A 17,221-nucleotide genomic window follows, 5' to 3' on the forward strand; every position below is an offset into this window, starting at 1 on the left:
TTTTTCGTAGCGCCGCTGGATTTCATAAGATTTATTTTGTAGCTTGTATCTATAGTTAAAAGGTTATCATTATGGAATACAATATTATAGTTGCCCCTGATTTAGAAATTTTAGCAACAGAAGTAGCAGGTTTTATACCTATGGGATGGAAATTAAAAGGTGGAATACTGGAACATGTAGAGGGTTTTGCACAGCAGCTTGTACGCCGCCCAGGTGCAATTGCCAAAACGCAGCGCGAACCGGTTGCAGCTAAAAGCAAAAGAACCAAATGGATTGAATAGTTATCCCTAAAGTAATATAAGCCAAAGAGAGGTATTTTAGTATAAAGTGTTGGGACTTATGCTAAAACACCTCTTTATTTTTATACTTTTCTAATATAAGCTATACTTCCCAGGCGCACAGCAGTCACCTTTCCTATCTCCCTCACACTCCTTGACGAACTCTAAAAACCGTCATGATAGCCTAAAAACAAAGGTTATATATTAATTTTACAGAATATCTTCTCATTTCAGCATCTTTTTAGGCCATCATAAGTATATATGGCTGAAATAATTTTATACACCTGAACAGTTTTCCTTATGATAAGGACTAAACCGTTTAGCTTGCCATTTACGGCTAATTAACACCCTTAACAGTTAAACATGAGAAAGATTCTTTGCTATCTCTTACTTATCTTCCTTGCTACGTCCTGCATTACGAAGAAAGAGTTGGTTTACATGCAAAACGAAAAGCTAAAGAAGAACACACCAACCAATTTTACCACTCCCTATAAAGAATACGAACTGCAGCCTAACGATGTACTTTCTATAAAAGTGCTTAGTGTGCAGCCAGAAACTTCAAATCTTTTCAACATAGTAGATCCGAGCAATGCTTTTGGTATAACAGGGCCAAGCAGCCTTTTTCTGAGTGGCTACTCCATTGATCAGCAAGGCAGGGTAACGCTGCCTATTATCGGGCAACTAAAGGTTTCCGGGTTAACTGTTGCTCAGGCACAGGAACAAATCCAGCGAAGCCTGGACAGGTACATAAACGACGCCACTGTCGTAACAAAACTTATTAGCTTTAAGATCAGCGTATTAGGTGATGTCCGCAACCCTGGATACTATTACGTGTATAATGAACAAGCAAGCCTTTTGGAAGCGCTTAGTATGGCTGGTGACCTAACCCAGGGCGCGAGCAGAGAGAACATAAAACTAATACGGCAGAAACCAGGTGGCACAGAGGTGGTTTTGCTCGACCTCAAAGACCCAAACCTCGTACAATCTCAGTACTACTACCTTAAGCCAAACGATGTGCTTTATGTTGAGCCGCGCAAAACGCAGATAAAGAGAGATAACCTGGTTATTGTAAGTACCGTACTCGGAGTGCTTTCTACGGCGGCTTTAATATTAAACTTTGTAAACATACAATGAGAAAAAAGAATAAAGAACATGAAATAGACCTGAGAAGCTGGTTATTCAAGTTCAGATCGAAATGGTATTTATTTGCTGCATTTACATTATTCTCGCTTGCATTAGCTTACGTGTATGTAAAAACCTCTGAGCGGATTTACGCTTTCCACGCTACTCTCCTGCTCGGCGATCAGCAAACGGGCTCTAAAAAAGCCCAGGAGCTTCTAGAACTGCTGCATGTACAGGACAAAGGTATCAAAGTAGAGGATGAGATTGGCTTGCTGAAATCCGCAGACATGGTGAAGGCAACCCTGCAGCGCCTGGATTTTTCTACTTCATACTACAAAGTGCCTGACCATTGGCTTAACAGCGGCTTCGACCTGATAAAGGAGGAGCAGTTTGAGACAACACCTTATACTGTTGAATTGGACACATCTGCCGCACAGTTGGTGGATGTGCCATTTGAGGTTAAGATATTGAACGATAACGAGTACGAGCTTACTGTTGAAGGCGAGCACATACCGCGCTATAACTTTAACCGACACGAAGTACTAGGGTATGTACCTTATATCAGCTTTACTAAAGTGCTTAAGTTTGGCGAGCCATACAGTGACGAGAACATAAACATCACACTAAAGCGTAACAAGTTAACAGCTGGTGAAATGCCAGCCAAGAAGTATTACTTTGTTCTTAACAGCCTTGAAAGCCAGGTAGGGCAGCGCCTTGCCACGCTCAACATAGACCCAATAGAAAGAGATTCGCGCGTTTTAGAGCTCAGCACAAAAGGCACCATACCTGAAAAAGAAATTCTGTTTCTGAACACGCTGATGGATGTGTATGTGGCCCGCGACCTGGAAGAAAAGAACACAAATGGTCGTAAAACGCTGGAGTTTATTGATAGCCAGATAGCAACGCTTACTGATTCATTAAAGCAAAGCAAGCAGGCCTTGTCGTCTTTCCGATCTGCCAACAAGATATCAAACATAGATGCACAGGCTAACAGCACGTACGAACGGTTATCGCAGTTAGAAATAGACAGGGCAAAACTAAACACAGACCGCCAGTACTATACTGCCATTCTGGAAGAGATTGAGGACAACCAAGGCTTTACAGAGGCTGTATCTCCGGCAGTGGCCGGAGTGCAGAACCCAATTCTGGCAAACCTGTTCCTTGAGTTATCGGAGCTTAATAAGCAGAAGGCCGGGTATAAAGCTAGTGCCACGCAAATAAACCCGATGCTGAAAGAGATAGACGGTAAAATTGCCAGTATCCGCAGCGCTATCGTGGCTAACCTTAAAAACCTTATCTCGTCGGCAGACATAGCCATAAGAGAAACCGACAAGCGAATTGCTACCCTGGAGAATACGTTGGCAAGACAGCCGGAGAATGAACGCCGCCTGGCCGACTTGAAAGGACAGGCAGACTTTATTGACAAGAAGTATGAGTTCCTGCAGGAAAAACGCGCTGAGGCAGCTATTTCTTTAGCCACCAACACAACCGACAAGAAGATTGTTGACCGCGCTTCGTTTTGGGGCAGAGGTCCGGTAAACGTAAAGCCGAACATGATTTTCCTGCTGGCCTTATTGCTCGGACTGGCTATACCTGCTGGTCTTATCGTGCTGATTGATAATGTTGACAACACGATACAGGGTAAGAACGACATCAGCGACATTACCAATATTCCGTTTTTAGGAGTTATTGCGCATGGCAGCAAGTCTGATAAACTGGCTGTTAAAAACAACCCAAAATCGGCTATTGCAGAGTCCTTCAGGTCTATTCGCATTAACCTGCAGTACCTAATGGCTGATACAGACTTTAAAGTAGTGGGCGTTACGTCTTCTATTTCCGGCGAGGGTAAAACATTCTGCTCTGTTAACCTGAGCAGTGAGTTTGCCGCCTCTGGTAAGCGCACCATACTTATAGAGTCTGACATGCGTAAGCCAACATTCAGTAAATACTTTAACGTTAGCGACGAAGTAGGCTTGTCAACATACCTGAACCAGGATATGTCCTCTGCAGAAGTCATCCAGAAGACCGACAACGAGAACCTGGACATTATACCTTGCGGCCCTATTCCAGACAACGCGCTTCACCTGTTGGAGATGCCTCGTATGCAGAAACTGGTTGAAGAACTCCGCGGCAAGTATGATTATGTGGTAATTGACACGCCGCCAATCGGTTATGTATCAGAGTACTTTATACTTATGAAACACATGGATACTAACATCTATGTTGTGAAACACAAGTATACCAACAAGGACCTGCTAAACCAGGTAAATGAACTCTATGCGGCCAAGAAGATCAAAAATATACACATTGTAATCAACGATCTGAACTTTGACAAGACCTATGAGTATGGCTATAAGCGTAAGGCGAGCTACTACTACGTCTGATCAAAGCTACCAGCAGAATTAACCCGGCAGTTGCTGCAAAAGTATGTACACTGCTACATGTAATACGACTAAATACGAATGAGTAATAATATAGCCTCTAAGGCTGTTAGCGGACTTAAGTGGGGATCGACGGCTACAGTTGCCAATGCAATTATGCAGATTGGTTATACTTCTGCCATGGCGCGCCTCTTAAGCCCGGAAGCATTCGGTCTGGTGGCAATAGCCAGCGTTATACTTCGGTTCGGAAGCTATTTTGCCAATATGGGCCTAACCAAAGCGCTGATACAAAAGGAGAACCTGGAGCCACAGCATATAAGGGCTGCCTTTACTGCTTCACTTGTACTTGGCTTGCTTTTCGCAGGGATAACCTGGCTCCTTGCCCCTTTTGCTGCAGCCTTCTTCAAGAATCCGGATGTAACCCCCATTGTACAGGTAATGGCTTTGTCTTTTATTATAAACGGCGCGGCAGTTACCTCTGTAAGTATGTTGGAGCGCGACATGCGCTTTAAAGCAATTAGTATACTGGAGGTAGTATCTTATGTGGTTGCCTATCTTGGTGCTGGCATTTTGCTTGCCTATCTCGGTTACGGTGTGTGGAGTTTGATTTATGCTACACTGCTGCAAGCGGCAATAATGGCTTTGGGTGCTTATGTTGTTGTACGGCACAATGTCATGCTCCAATTACGCCTGGCCCCTTACAAACCGCTGTTCAGTTATGGTAGCCGGATGTCGTTTATAAGTTTTCTGGAGTTCTTAAGCCAGGAGTTTGGCACCATACTGATAGGCCGTGTGCTGGGCTCTTATAAACTGGGACTTTACAACCGTGCGTATATGCTGATTAACTTACCAATGTACATGCTTACTCGCACGTTCACGAAAGTTATATTTCCAAGTTTCAGTAAAATACAGAACGACATTCAGAAACTGGGGAGTATCTACCTGTCAAGTATTACTTTGTTAGCTGCCATAGTTATTCCCTTGTGCCTTGGTATTGCAGTAGCAGCCCCGGAGATTGTAAGGATACTTCTGGGAGAGCAGTGGGGAGAATCGGTGCCGGTGCTACAGGTATTGTGCATGGCACTAGCGCTTAGCTTTATTACCATGTTTGCAGGTATTGTGTGCGACGCAAAGGCTATACTTAATGTTAAGATTGTTCTAAACGTAGTTTTTATCCTTGTAATAAGCGGCTTGTTCTTTCTCCTGCGTGAGTACGGCCTTGTAGGCTTTGCTTTAGCTGTACTTATTGGCGAAGTGGTGCGTATGGCCATGTACCAGCGTGTAATGCACAATGTGTTACAGCTCCCCTACCGGCAGCAATTATCCATTTATTTGCCAGGCGTGATTAACGGTGTGCTGGTGGCGCTTGGGATTTACCTGGTAAGCTCATTGCTGCGAAGCGCCGACGCTCCTGTAGTATTAACTTTTGCGGCCCAAATAATAACAGGGGCTGTGTTGCTGCTGCTACTCACATTACTCTTCCCACATAAGCTACTGCGCACCGAGCTGCAAATGTTGTTCAATAAAATGGGGTTTAACGGTGAAGGGACTAGTACATCAAGCCGTTTTATTTACAAATACATATTAAAGGAAGCGTAGCCTGGGGCTCTCGTTATCCGTTTATAATACAAAAGCATTTTGATATGATGACGATAGGAGTTTGCGGACCGATAGATTTAAAATTACTGGATTGGGAGCTGAAAGGCCAGGACTTTCCGGAAACTAACTCCTTTCCACTTTCAACTCATTTCGTTAATGCGCTGTTGCGCCGCGGTTTTAAGGTAGTAGCTTATACTAACTCTCCCTTTATAGAAGAGCCCATGGTATTAGAAGGCAAGCACCTTACTGTATGCATCGCACCACAGCGGCCACAACCCGGACGGCGTTTTTTTCAGTTCGAGGTAAAAGAACTGCAAAAGCAAATACAACAGCACCCCTGCGATTTTATCAGTGCCTTCTGGTCTTATGAGTATGGATGGGCTGCCCTCCGATCAGGAATTCCTACTGTAGTAAGCCTGCACGATGTGGCATTACAGATATTGCTGCAGCACAAGGATATTTTCCGGTTGGTTCGTTGGGCCATTAATTACATTGTGGTAAGCAAAGCGACTCATCTGATTGCCAACTCCAGTTATACGTATAACATGCTGGATAAAGGAACCCGGGAAAAAACGATCGTAATCAACAACTTTTATCCCGCCGAACTGGAAGAACAACTGGAAGTGCCAATTCAGAAGCAAGACTACCTGGTATCAGTTAGCATGGGGTTTTCTAACCGCAAAAACATTAGTACCGCTTTACAAGCCTTTGCCATTATCCGAAAACAATACCCGAAACTAGAGTATCACCTGTTAGGTGCAGGTATGGAGCCAGGAGGCCCTGCCCAGCAATATGCCCTGGAAAACGACCTTGCAGATGGGGTTAAGTTTATTGGCACGCAGCCTTATGATAAGGTTTTGCACGAGATAAGCCATGCAAGAATTCTCTTACACCCTGCCAGGGAAGAATCCTTTGGCATGGTGCTGCTGGAGGCAATGATTGCCCGTACACCTGTTATAGGCGGTAAGGAAAGCGGTTATGTACCCACCTTGCTGGATAATGGAAAAGCAGGTTTACTGTGTGATATTAATTCCCCGGAGGCAATCGCGGACAGTATAGATAAGTTAATGCAAAACAGGCAGCTGGCAAAAGACCTGGTGCAGAATGCTTATGAATTTGCGCGTAATAACTACTCTGAAGAAGTTATAATAGACCAGCACCTGAGGTATTACGCTAAAATACTTGGAAAGCGGCTTATACCTGCACAAGATATAGAGACCACCGAAACAAGCAATAACATAATGCGCGCTTAATATAAAAAGGGTATGAAGTTTAATTACACTTTCCTGTTTATTATACCACTTGCACTGGTCATGTTCATGGACCAGATGTTTTTGGAACTGGCTGCGCCTAATAACGAATACTCGCAGGCTATGCTGCTGAACATGTTTACAAAACTCATGTCTGGTGCTTCAATGCTGTACTGCATCCTGTTTTTTAAGCGTATGTCAACATACATGCGGCTGGCCTTTTTCCTGCTGCTGCTTTATATCGCTGCCCTTGTGTTTGAGTCCAAGTACGTGTATGGTTCCTTCATGGTGTATCCGCACGTTTTCTTTAAAGTACTCATCTTCACGTTCAGCTTCTTTGTATATACTTACTACAAGGCCAACTACCATCTTAAAACACAGCATGTAGTATGGTTTATACTTATTGGTTTCTGGGCGAATGTGCTGCTGATCAACCCGCATACGCTAAGTGTGTCTGCTTTTACCAATCACGAAAGGGGTGTTTACTCTAACTCTGTGTATATGCTGGTGGTGCCGTTTTTATACTTTCTGAGCAACTACTTTTATAAGAGTAAGTTCTCGAGCCTTTTCCTGGCATTCTTTGTGCTGTTTGCCATTTTCTTTTTCCAGCACCGTACCGTCTGGATCTCAACTGCATTTGTGCTGGCGGTTTACTATTTTTTCATACAGTTCAAAACAGATAAGCCCATCAATTTCCTATCCAAGCTGTTACCTGTTGGCACGCTGGTAGGTGTGTTGGGTATAGTTGCCAGCGGATTTATACTTTCCATACATCCCGAGATCATCGAAAAGGTACAGGAGAGTTTCTCCGATATCGAAAACTTTGACAGCCAGGGAACAGGAGGATGGCGTTACCAGCAGTGGCTGTCTTACCTGCCGTTTATACAGGAGAACTTTTTGCTGGGAATGCGTTTTGAGGGCTTTGAGCTTCCTATCCAATTTTACCGCGACGACCTGAATGCGCCGGTATTTGAGGACGGAAATGGCCATCACTTCCACAGTTTTTATGTTGAGGTCTTTTTTTATACTGGCTTGGTTGGCTTTATTCTATTCCTGCTTATCAGCGTCTACCCTATCGTGAAAGCTATACGCATGCGCGTGCTCACTATAAACCAGATCATGCTGGTGGCGTTTATCAGCAGCGGCTTCATATTTGGCATTTCATATGTGCTTCCGATCTTCTTTTATGGAGTTATCGGCTGGACCATTGCTGCCATAGAGGAAGAAAAAGTTACTTACCCGACATTTATACATGCATCGGGTATGCGTATGAAGTCTCTCCGCCTTAATCAGCAAAAAACATTGCAATCTGCTTAAATCTTACAAAACCACGATTCACAAATAGCAGTACTATCCTATATATAACCCTTATACCAGTATGAGTACTTCTACTCCAAACGAACCCTTGCACACTCCGGTGTTGCTTATCATATTTAACAGAGCCAATACCACACAACAGGTGTTTGACCGCATACGGCAAGTAAAACCCAAAAAACTTTACGTTGCCGCCGACGGCCCCCGTTCCCACGTGGCAACAGACGCCCAGCGCTGTGCCGAAACCCGACGCATTGTGGAACAGGTAGACTGGGACTGCGAGGTAAAAACGCTTTTCCAGGAGCAGAACCTGGGCTGTGGCGTTGCTCCCTCTACTTCTATTTCATGGTTGTTTGAGCACGAAGAAACAGGCATTATCCTGGAAGATGATTGCGTGCCTTCTCAAAGCTTTTTCTGGTTTTGCCAGGAGGTGCTCGAAAAGTATAAATACGATACCCGTGTGATGCATGTAAGCGGCAACAACTACCTGAATGGGTGGCGCCGCGATAACGACTACTCTTATTATTTTTCAGATAAAGTGAATGCCTGGGGCTGGGCTACCTGGCGCCGCGCCTGGCAGCTTTTTGACTTCCATATCCCCACTTACTCAGAACTAAAGCAGAAAGGCTACCTGAACGGCATTTTCCTGAACAAGCTGGAAGAAAAGTATAGACTTGGTCAGCTGGAGAAAACATATGCCAATATACAAAAAGGAGATGTTTGGGACTATCAATGGGAATTTACAGTGTATAGCAACTCAGGGCTCTGCATTATTCCTGAAGTAAACCTGGTACGTAATATCGGTTTTGGCGAGGATGCTACGCATACTTTTAACCTCCATGACAAAAACGCTTTTGTGCAGGAACAGGAAATAGCTTTCCCACTTCGTCACCCGCGCTTTGTTTTACGAGACATTGAGTCTGACAAAAGAAACTTTAATTACCTGATCAAGAACAAGGTAAGTGCTAAGCTAAAAGCTATTTTCAGCTTTAGCCTTTAAACACCACCCAAACATGAAATTACTTTTATCAGCATATGCATGTGAGCCCAACCGCGGCACAGAACTGGGCAATGGCTGGAACTGGGCTCTGAATACAGCGAAACTAGGCCACGAAGTATGGTGCCTCACCACAGTTGAGGGACGTGAAAATATCGAAAAAGAAGTTGACAGGCTGGCTCTGCCCAACCTGCATATCGTGTTTGTGGAGTTGCCAAAGCTTATAGATAAATTATTTGAGTATCACCTGGGCTTTTACCCGCACTATCTCTGCTGGCAACAGCAGGCTTACAGAAAAGCAAGAGAGCTCGATAAAGAAATCGATTTTGACCTGGTACACCACGTTACCATAGGTAGCCTGCAATTGGGTACTGCATTGTGGCGGCTTAACAAACCACTAATCTTTGGCCCTGCCGGTGGCGGACAGGAAGCACCCAGAGCCTTTAAAAAATATTTTTATGGCTGGTGGAAAACAGAAGTTGTCCGCTCCTGGATCAGTAAGCTCCTTTTGAAAGTTAACCCAGACGTGCGCAAAACCATGCGCCATGCATCGCTTGTACTAGCCACCAACGAAGATACTTACAATATGGCCCGCGCCAACGGAGCACTTAATCCGCAGATGTTTCTGGATACAAGTCTGCCGGAAAGCTTTTACCCCGAAGCATACCCTGAACGCAAACCATCAGATGTGATGAAGATATTGTGGGTAGGACGCTTGTTTGCCCGTAAAGGATTGCCGCTTGTGCTGGAGTCGCTAGGCAAGGTAGATCCGGCTGTAAAGTATGAGTTAACTATTCTTGGAGATGGCCAGATGCGCGATATGGTGCCACAGTGGATAAAAGAGCATAACCTAGAAGGCAAAGTAAACTGGAAAGGCCAGGTGCCCTGGGACGAGGTGAAACGCGCCTACACCGAAAGTGACCTGTTCATGTTCTGCAGCCTCCGTGATTCTTCTGCGGCCCAGTTCCTGGAATCGATGGCTTACGGCCTGCCCATACTTACCCTTGACCTGCATGGCGGAAAAAATCTGGTTCCTGATAACGCTGGTATCAAAATTTCCGTAACTACACCCGAGAAAACAGTTCAGCAGTTGGCCAATGCTGTGGAGCAGCTATACCATGATCCTAAGCTAAGATCACAGATGGGAAAAAATGGGTACGAATTCTCTAAATCCCAGACATGGCCTGTAAAAACCAAACATATTAATGAGTTCTACGGCAAGTATACTTTAGCTGATACTAAAGAGCTGCCAGTTATACATTAGCCCTTACACCTATGATTTATATAGTTATACCTGTATTTAACAGAAAGCATTTTACCAAAGAGTGTCTCTTATCATTACGCAAGCAAACCAACACCTCCTTTAAAGTTATAGTAGTAGATGACGGTTCTACTGACGGAACTGCCGATATGCTGGCAGAAGAGTTTCCGGAAGTGGAAGTACTTTTCGGGGATGGCGGATTATTCTGGACGGCCAGTGTGAACATGGGTATCAAGCATGCCCTGCAACTCGGTGCAGAATATGTTATGACGCTCAATAATGACCTGGAGGCGGCACCTGACTTTATCGAGATGACTTACAAGTGGATGGCCGAGAAACCTAATGCCATACTTGGAGCACTGGAGATGGACGCTGCCACGCGTGAGCCTGCCTTTGGAGGCGAGGTAATAGACTTTAAGCTGAACAAAGTACGTTACCTGTTGCAGGAACTGCCAAAAGAAAAACAGGTAGGCATCCATAAAGTATCACAGCTACCAGGCCGCGGCCTGCTCATACCCAGAGCAGTATTTGAGAAAATAGGTTTGCTGGACCAGGACAACTTCCCGCACTATGTAGCAGACTATGATTACACCCATACAGCCTTACGCAATGGCTTTGAACTGTACTGCAACTACGACGCAAAACTTTATACCTACCCCGAAGAAAGCGGCGAACGCAAGAACAGGCAGTCTAAATCAATCAAAAACTTTTACAACCACCTGTTCGATATAAAAGGAGGCGGTAACCTGCGTGACTTCACACGTTTTACCTTAAAGAATTGCCCTAGCCCTTACATACCATATTACCTTGCCAACGGGTATGCAAGGCGCATATTCGGTTACATTTTAAAATGACCTATACTTTATCAGATAATAGCTCCCATTTATACTTTTTAGCGCCCGGCAGCCAGAAAAGCACCGGGCGTGCACTTTCTGCTTTCATACTTTTACTGTTATTTGTGTTGGCCGGCTTAACTTTGATCAAAGCCATGCACATGTCGCCTCACGCTGCCGAGCAAGGCTATCAAGGGCCGTTAATTATAACCAAAGGCGGCACTTATTCCGGCAACTGGGAATCCAAGGACTCTGATGTGCCTGCCATCGACATCAGAACAAAAGAACCCGTCATTATAGAGTATTCCAACATCCGTGGCGCAGGGCATCTTATTCGCTCAATTGGATACTCTGCCAATATTACTGTCCGTCATAGTTCCGGCTACGGCATTACCCCCACACCATACTCAAACTATGAGAAGCCACGCCGATTTTTAAATGTTGATGTGTTTAAGAACATAGTTGTAGAGAACTGCTACATGGAAAACACGGCTGGCATTTACCTGGCACAACGATATGTAGGAGACGGCACACCTCAGAATACAATCAGGATACGCTACAACAGGGCCAGAAACATTGATGGCCGTATTTATAACGGGTTAGCAAAAGTACAGTTTGTGCAGTTTAACTACCGCGGTGAGGCTCCCCACATCGAGATAGCCTGGAACGAGGTGATTAATGAACCGAACAACTCTGCTGTGGAGGATAACATTAACATTTACAACTCACGCGGCACAGTGGCATCCCCTATCCGTATTCATAACAACTATATACAAGGTGCTTTCCCTTTTCCAGCAAACGCTGAGAAGTATACAGGGGGTGGAATTATTACTGACTCCCCGGAAACAGACTCTACCATGGCTACAGCCTACCTTAAAGTATACGATAACCAATTGGTGGGCTTGGGTAACTATTGCCTCGGCATTGCTGGTGGTAATAACATAGAGATGTACCGGAACAGAGCCATTGTAGCTGCCAGATTCGAAGATAATACCCTCTACAGTTGCTGGACCGGCGGCATCTGGGCTAAAGATTATTACAAGCTGAACTCTACCTTTAAAAACAAGATGCACCATAATACACTGGGTATTGTGGGCCAAACCGGAACCTGGCGTAACGAAATAATGGACAGCACTTTTGTAGCCGCCGAGACATTTGACAATACGATACTTCCTGAAGAGATTACCCCTACCCTGGAAAAGCAAGAGTATGAATTGTGGTTAAACAAACTGGCACACAATAACATACGACTTGGACCACAACCCTCCAAAGCCACTGCCAATAAAGTTATAGATTACAAATAAGTGATCTCTGCAAATATAATTGCACAGCATTTCCTTTAACTTCTTTATGTATTTGTATATTACTATATATATAACTCATTATTTATTTAAATTATAGCATGTATTTATTGATCATTTCCATGTTATAACTCAAACTTTTAACTAAATAAAAGTGCTAGTTAACCCAGCAAAATCACAACTTAAATCATATAACTTTATTTATAACAAAAACCTTTTTAACAAATACCCGTTGCGCTTAAATTCGCTTTATTACATAATTTAAGAGGTTTTTCACCTATCCATTAATATCACTTTATTTACCTCTTATAATTTTTTAAAGATTTTACGAAAAAAAGTTAGCTATTGTAAACTTTTCCATCTTATATTTGCAACAACTTATATGTGAATCATTTAGCCACACAACTAAAAAGAAAGCAATTGTAGAAAGGACTTTAGAAATGTTCCGGGAATACGCCAACAGAACCAGGACCTCTTCCTAAAGCCAGATTATTAGTAAAATTAAAATTTCAACTTTTAGCCAAAGAAGATGAATTCACTAACCTCTTATGCACATAAGAGAGCTAGCCAGGCGTTTTTTGCCTTCATGCTCACCTTAGTAATTTGTGTAGTATTTCCCATCACCAAATCATTCGCGCAAACATACAGCGCACCGATTATCATCACCAAGGGCGGTACCTACACCGGCAACTGGGAATCAAGAGATTCTGAGGTTGCAGCCGTAGAGATTCGTACCACCGAACCAGTAATTATCGAGAACTCCAACATCCGCGGTGCCGGCTACCTGATCAAAAGCTGGGGCTATGCCGCAAACCTTACCGTGCGCCACACCAAGGGCTACGGTATACAGCAGACACCTTACGTTAACTACAAGAAGCCGCGCCGATTCGTAACGGTTAACAACTTTAAGCATGTAGTAATTGAGAACTGCTACATGGAAAGCACAGCCGGTATCTACGTAGGCACGCGCTATGAAGGCAACGGTACTACCAGCAATACTGTAAAAATTCGTTACAACATTGCTAAAAATATTGACGGACGCGTATACGGAGGTGCCAGAGAGCATTCTCAGTTCGTACAATTTAACTTTAAAGGTGCCATCACAGGCGCTGAGATTGGCTGGAACCAGGTGATCAATGAGGCTGGTAACTCTTTAGTAGAGGATAATATCAACATCCACAACACCCGTGGTACTTCAAGCTCTCCGATCAAGATCCACAATAACTACATTTACGGTGCTTACCCTGCTCCGCATACAGGTACTACTTATTCAGGTGGCGGTATCATCACTGACGGCGACGGCGACATAAACACGTGCCCGGCTTACATTGAGGCACACGATAACCAGGTAGTAAATCTGGGCAACTACTCGATGGGCATTGCCGGCGGTAACAACATCCGTTACCACCACAACCGCGCTGTGAGTTCTGCCAAGTTCAAGGACGGCACTAAATTCGGCATGTACTCCGGCGGACTTTGGAGCAAGGACTACTACAGACAGAACACCACGTTTGCAAACTCAATCGACAACAATGTGGTAGGGATCACGGCATGGGGTGGATACCCAAGCGACCGTAACGACATTACTGTGAAAGAAAATGCTTCATTTACAAACAACACCCATATTGCGGGCGGAGCCATTACGCAGGCTATGGAAGCCGAGGAATTTTCCCGCTGGACACAAAAGCTGCAGCAGAACGGCATCGTATTGGGACCAAACGGTACTTCAGGCACAGTTACTACTAATCAGGCTCCTAACGTGGCTATCGCTTCGCCAACTGCAGGTGCAAGCTTCACAGCAGGAAATACAATTACCCTTTCTGCTAATGCAAGCGATGCAGACGGTTCTGTAACTAGAGTAGAATACTTCGCAGGTGCTACCAAAATTGGCGAAGCTGCAAACGCTCCTTATACTTTTAACTGGACCAGCGCAGCTGCCGGATCTTACAGCCTTACTGCAAAAGCAACCGACGACAAGGGTGCTACCAAAGTATCTAATGCCGTTTCCATTACAGTAGCAACAAGCAACACGGCAACTACTGCACCTACTACTACCATAACCGGAGGAACAGGCAAGATCACCCGTGAATTCTGGTCAGGCGTTTACGGCACATCGGTGAGCGTGATCCCGGTAGGCACCAAGCCGACTTCTGTGACTGAGCTGACGTCTTTCGAGGCGCCGACGGGCCAGGGCAACAACTACGGCCAGCGCGTGAGAGGCTACGTGACGGCGCCGGTTTCGGGCCAGTACACCTTCTGGATCGCTGCCGACGACATGGCCGAGCTTTTCCTGAGCACCTCTGAGGACCCTGCCAGAAAAGTGAAGATCGCATCATCAAGCAGCTGGACCGGCTCCCGCGAGTGGACCAGGCACGCCAGCCAGCAGTCGGTGAAGATCACCCTGGAGGCGGGCAAGCGTTACTACATCGAGGCGCTGATGCTGCAGGGCGGCGGCGGGGACAACCTGGCCGTGGGCTGGCAGCTGCCGAACGGCGCGCTGGAGAGACCGATTGCAAGCAACAGACTTTCGCAGCTGGGGAGCACGGCTACAACTACAACACCAGAGCCTGCACCGACTCCAACACCAACTATAACTGAGCCGGCTCCGACTCCAACTACTACGGTTGGAACCGGTAAAATCACAAGAGATTTCTGGTCAGGCGTTTACGGCACATCGGTGAGCGTGATCCCGGTAGGCACCAAGCCGACTTCTGTGACTGAGCTGACGTCTTTCGAGGCGCCGACGGGCCAGGGCAACAACTACGGCCAGCGCGTGCGTGGTTACGTGACGGCGCCGGTTTCGGGCCAGTACACCTTCTGGATCGCTGCCGACGACATGGCCGAGCTTTTCCTGAGCACCTCTGAGGACCCTGCCAGAAAAGTGAAGATCGCATCATCAAGCAGCTGGACCGGCTCCCGCGAGTGGACCAGGCACGCCAGCCAGCAGTCGGTGAAGATCACCCTGGAGGCGGGCAAGCGTTACTACATCGAGGCGCTGATGCTGCAGGGCGGCGGCGGGGACAACCTGGCCGTGGGCTGGCAGCTGCCGAACGGCGCGCTGGAGAGACCGATTGCAAGCAACAGACTTTCGCAGCTGGGGAGCACGGCTACAACTACAACACCAGAGCCTGCACCGACTCCAACACCAACTATAACTGAGCCGGCTCCGACTCCAACTACTACGGTTGGAACCGGTAAAATCACAAGAGATTTCTGGGCAGGCGTGCATGGTACATCTGTAAGCGTGATTCCAACAAGTACACAACCTACGTCTACTTCTGAACTATCTTCTTTTGAGGCGCCTGCAGGCCAGGGCAACAACTACGGCCAGCGCGTGCGTGGTTACGTGACGGCGCCGGTTTCGGGCCAGTACACCTTCTGGATCGCTGCCGACGACATGGCCGAGCTTTTCCTGAGCACCTCTGAGGACCCTGCCAGAAAAGTGAAGATCGCATCATCAAGCAGCTGGACCGGCTCCCGCGAGTGGACCAGGCACGCCAGCCAGCAGTCGGTGAAGATCACCCTGGAGGCGGGCAAGCGTTACTACATCGAGGCGCTGATGCTGCAGGGCGGCGGCGGGGACAACCTGGCCGTGGGCTGGCAGCTGCCGAACGGCGCGCTGGAGAGACCGATTGCCGGCAACAGATTGTCACCAATCTCGATACAGGCAATGAGTTCTTCTGCCTTAGTTGGCACTGACACAGAGCTACAGTTTGAAGGTGCAACAGCTTACCCTAACCCGTTCAGAGATGTAGTTACATTGGATCTGGGCTCTACAGAAATTACGCTACAGGAAGTTGTGATCCTGAATCAGGCTGGTAAAGTTGTATACACTGAGAACAACCTGAAGCAGGACAACGCTAAACTAGTGATAGACCTAAGCAACACCAAACTTAAAGCGGGCTTATACTTCCTGAAGTATACGGATACTACAGGAAAGAGCAATACCCTTAAGTTGATCAAAGAATAAACAGGAGTCATCCTAAATTATTACTGGAGCGCCTGCAGCAAATGCTGCAGGCGCTCTTTTTTTATGTGGTTAGTTCTCAACAGCCTATATGCACATCCATTACAATCCAGCAAGTGCTTTCTAAGTATAGATATAGTCAAACATTATCACGGAATATAAGTATAAGCTTATATATCACCCTAAAACCCGAACACATGATTAATACTTCAGAGCTAAACATGCAACAGGTATGGAGCGAAACAGATATGTTTACTCCTTTTAGATACCAACAGTTCTATAAGCATTTTACAAAAGATACCAAGTCTGTTCTTGATTGTGGCTGTAATACAGGCAGAGGGGGCAAAATCCTGAAAGACCTAAATCCTGATTTAAAAATTTACGGCATCGAACTATTAGAAGAGCGTCTGAAGCAGATTCCGGATGGAATATATGAAGCATTGTTTTTTGGCTCTGCTGCAGAAATTCCTTTAGAAGATAATAGCCTTGATGCAATTGTAGCCGGGGAAGTTGTAGAGCATATACCGGAAGATGAGCTCCATCAGGTTTTAAAGGAGTTTAACAGAGTACTCAAAAAAGGGGGGATAGCTTTGCTTACAACTCCTAATCCTCATTCTGTTATGATCAAGCTTGGTCGGACCGGTGTACTTCAAGACCCTTCGCACGTGAATATAATGACACCGCCAAGTCTTCGTGAAAAACTTGAGAGGAATTCATTTAAAGTAGCTTCTATTTTCGGAAGTGGCAAAGCATCCAAGTATGTTGGCGAGAATTTTCCATACTTTGATGTTTATGGCAGCTATATGGTTAAAGGAATAAAAAATTAGTGTACAACATAAACCACTGCGTACTCTTATAGATTTCTTCTACATAAACTTGTCATTCACAGATTAAAAGGCCCGTATAATAACGAGCCTT

The 17,221-nt window shown here is 45.6% G+C and carries 12 protein-coding genes; all 12 read left to right on the top strand.

Annotation, left to right across the window (positions count from 1 at the left end):
- Window positions 1-71 precede the first annotated feature (71 nt).
- Window positions 72-281 carry a hypothetical protein gene (locus tag K0O23_RS06520; RefSeq protein WP_219876597.1) on the top strand — a complete coding sequence of 70 codons (210 nt, stop codon included), beginning with the start codon at window positions 72-74 and terminating at the stop codon, window positions 279-281.
- A gap of 360 nt (window positions 282-641) precedes the next feature.
- Window positions 642-1,412: a polysaccharide biosynthesis/export family protein gene (locus K0O23_RS06525; protein WP_219876598.1), complete on the top strand. Its 771-nt coding sequence runs from the start codon at window positions 642-644 to the stop codon at window positions 1,410-1,412.
- Complete coding sequence (locus K0O23_RS06530) at window positions 1,409-3,784, top strand: exopolysaccharide transport family protein (protein WP_219876599.1); 2,376 nt, start codon at window positions 1,409-1,411, stop codon at window positions 3,782-3,784. Before K0O23_RS06525 ends, K0O23_RS06530 begins: the two co-directional genes overlap by 4 nt.
- 78 nt (window positions 3,785-3,862) lie before the next feature.
- Complete coding sequence (locus tag K0O23_RS06535) at window positions 3,863-5,380, top strand: lipopolysaccharide biosynthesis protein (protein ID WP_219876600.1); 1,518 nt, start codon at window positions 3,863-3,865, stop codon at window positions 5,378-5,380.
- A 44-nt stretch (window positions 5,381-5,424) separates the two neighbouring features.
- Window positions 5,425-6,633 (top strand): glycosyltransferase family 4 protein, encoded by a 1,209-nt coding sequence (locus tag K0O23_RS06540; protein WP_219876601.1) that lies wholly within the window; start codon window positions 5,425-5,427, stop codon window positions 6,631-6,633.
- Window positions 6,634-6,645: 12 nt separating this feature from the next.
- Window positions 6,646-7,947, top strand: coding sequence for an O-antigen ligase family protein (locus tag K0O23_RS06545; protein ID WP_219876602.1), 1,302 nt, complete (start codon window positions 6,646-6,648; stop codon window positions 7,945-7,947).
- A gap of 61 nt (window positions 7,948-8,008) precedes the next feature.
- Window positions 8,009-8,944, top strand: a complete 936-nt coding sequence (locus tag K0O23_RS06550; protein WP_219876603.1) for a nucleotide-diphospho-sugar transferase — start codon at window positions 8,009-8,011, stop codon at window positions 8,942-8,944.
- Between the two features lie 13 nt (window positions 8,945-8,957).
- Window positions 8,958-10,205 (top strand): glycosyltransferase family 4 protein, encoded by a 1,248-nt coding sequence (locus tag K0O23_RS06555; RefSeq protein ID WP_219876604.1) that lies wholly within the window; start codon window positions 8,958-8,960, stop codon window positions 10,203-10,205.
- An 11-nt stretch (window positions 10,206-10,216) separates the two neighbouring features.
- Entirely contained in the window at window positions 10,217-11,056 is an 840-nt protein-coding gene (locus tag K0O23_RS06560; RefSeq protein WP_219876605.1) for a glycosyltransferase family 2 protein, read from the top strand.
- Complete coding sequence (locus tag K0O23_RS06565; protein ID WP_246596967.1) at window positions 11,053-12,339, top strand: glycosyl hydrolase; 1,287 nt, start codon at window positions 11,053-11,055, stop codon at window positions 12,337-12,339. The genes K0O23_RS06560 and K0O23_RS06565 overlap by 4 nt, the downstream gene beginning before the upstream one ends.
- Before the next feature lie 526 nt (window positions 12,340-12,865).
- Window positions 12,866-16,306: a PA14 domain-containing protein gene (locus tag K0O23_RS06570; RefSeq protein ID WP_219876606.1), complete on the top strand. Its 3,441-nt coding sequence runs from the start codon at window positions 12,866-12,868 to the stop codon at window positions 16,304-16,306.
- 194 nt (window positions 16,307-16,500) lie between these two features.
- Entirely contained in the window at window positions 16,501-17,130 is a 630-nt protein-coding gene (locus K0O23_RS06575) for a class I SAM-dependent methyltransferase (protein ID WP_219876607.1), read from the top strand.
- The last annotated feature ends 91 nt before the right edge of the window (window positions 17,131-17,221 follow it).

The sequence above is a fragment of the Pontibacter aydingkolensis genome (assembly GCF_019443125.1).
GTDB lineage: Bacteria > Bacteroidota > Bacteroidia > Cytophagales > Hymenobacteraceae > Pontibacter > Pontibacter aydingkolensis.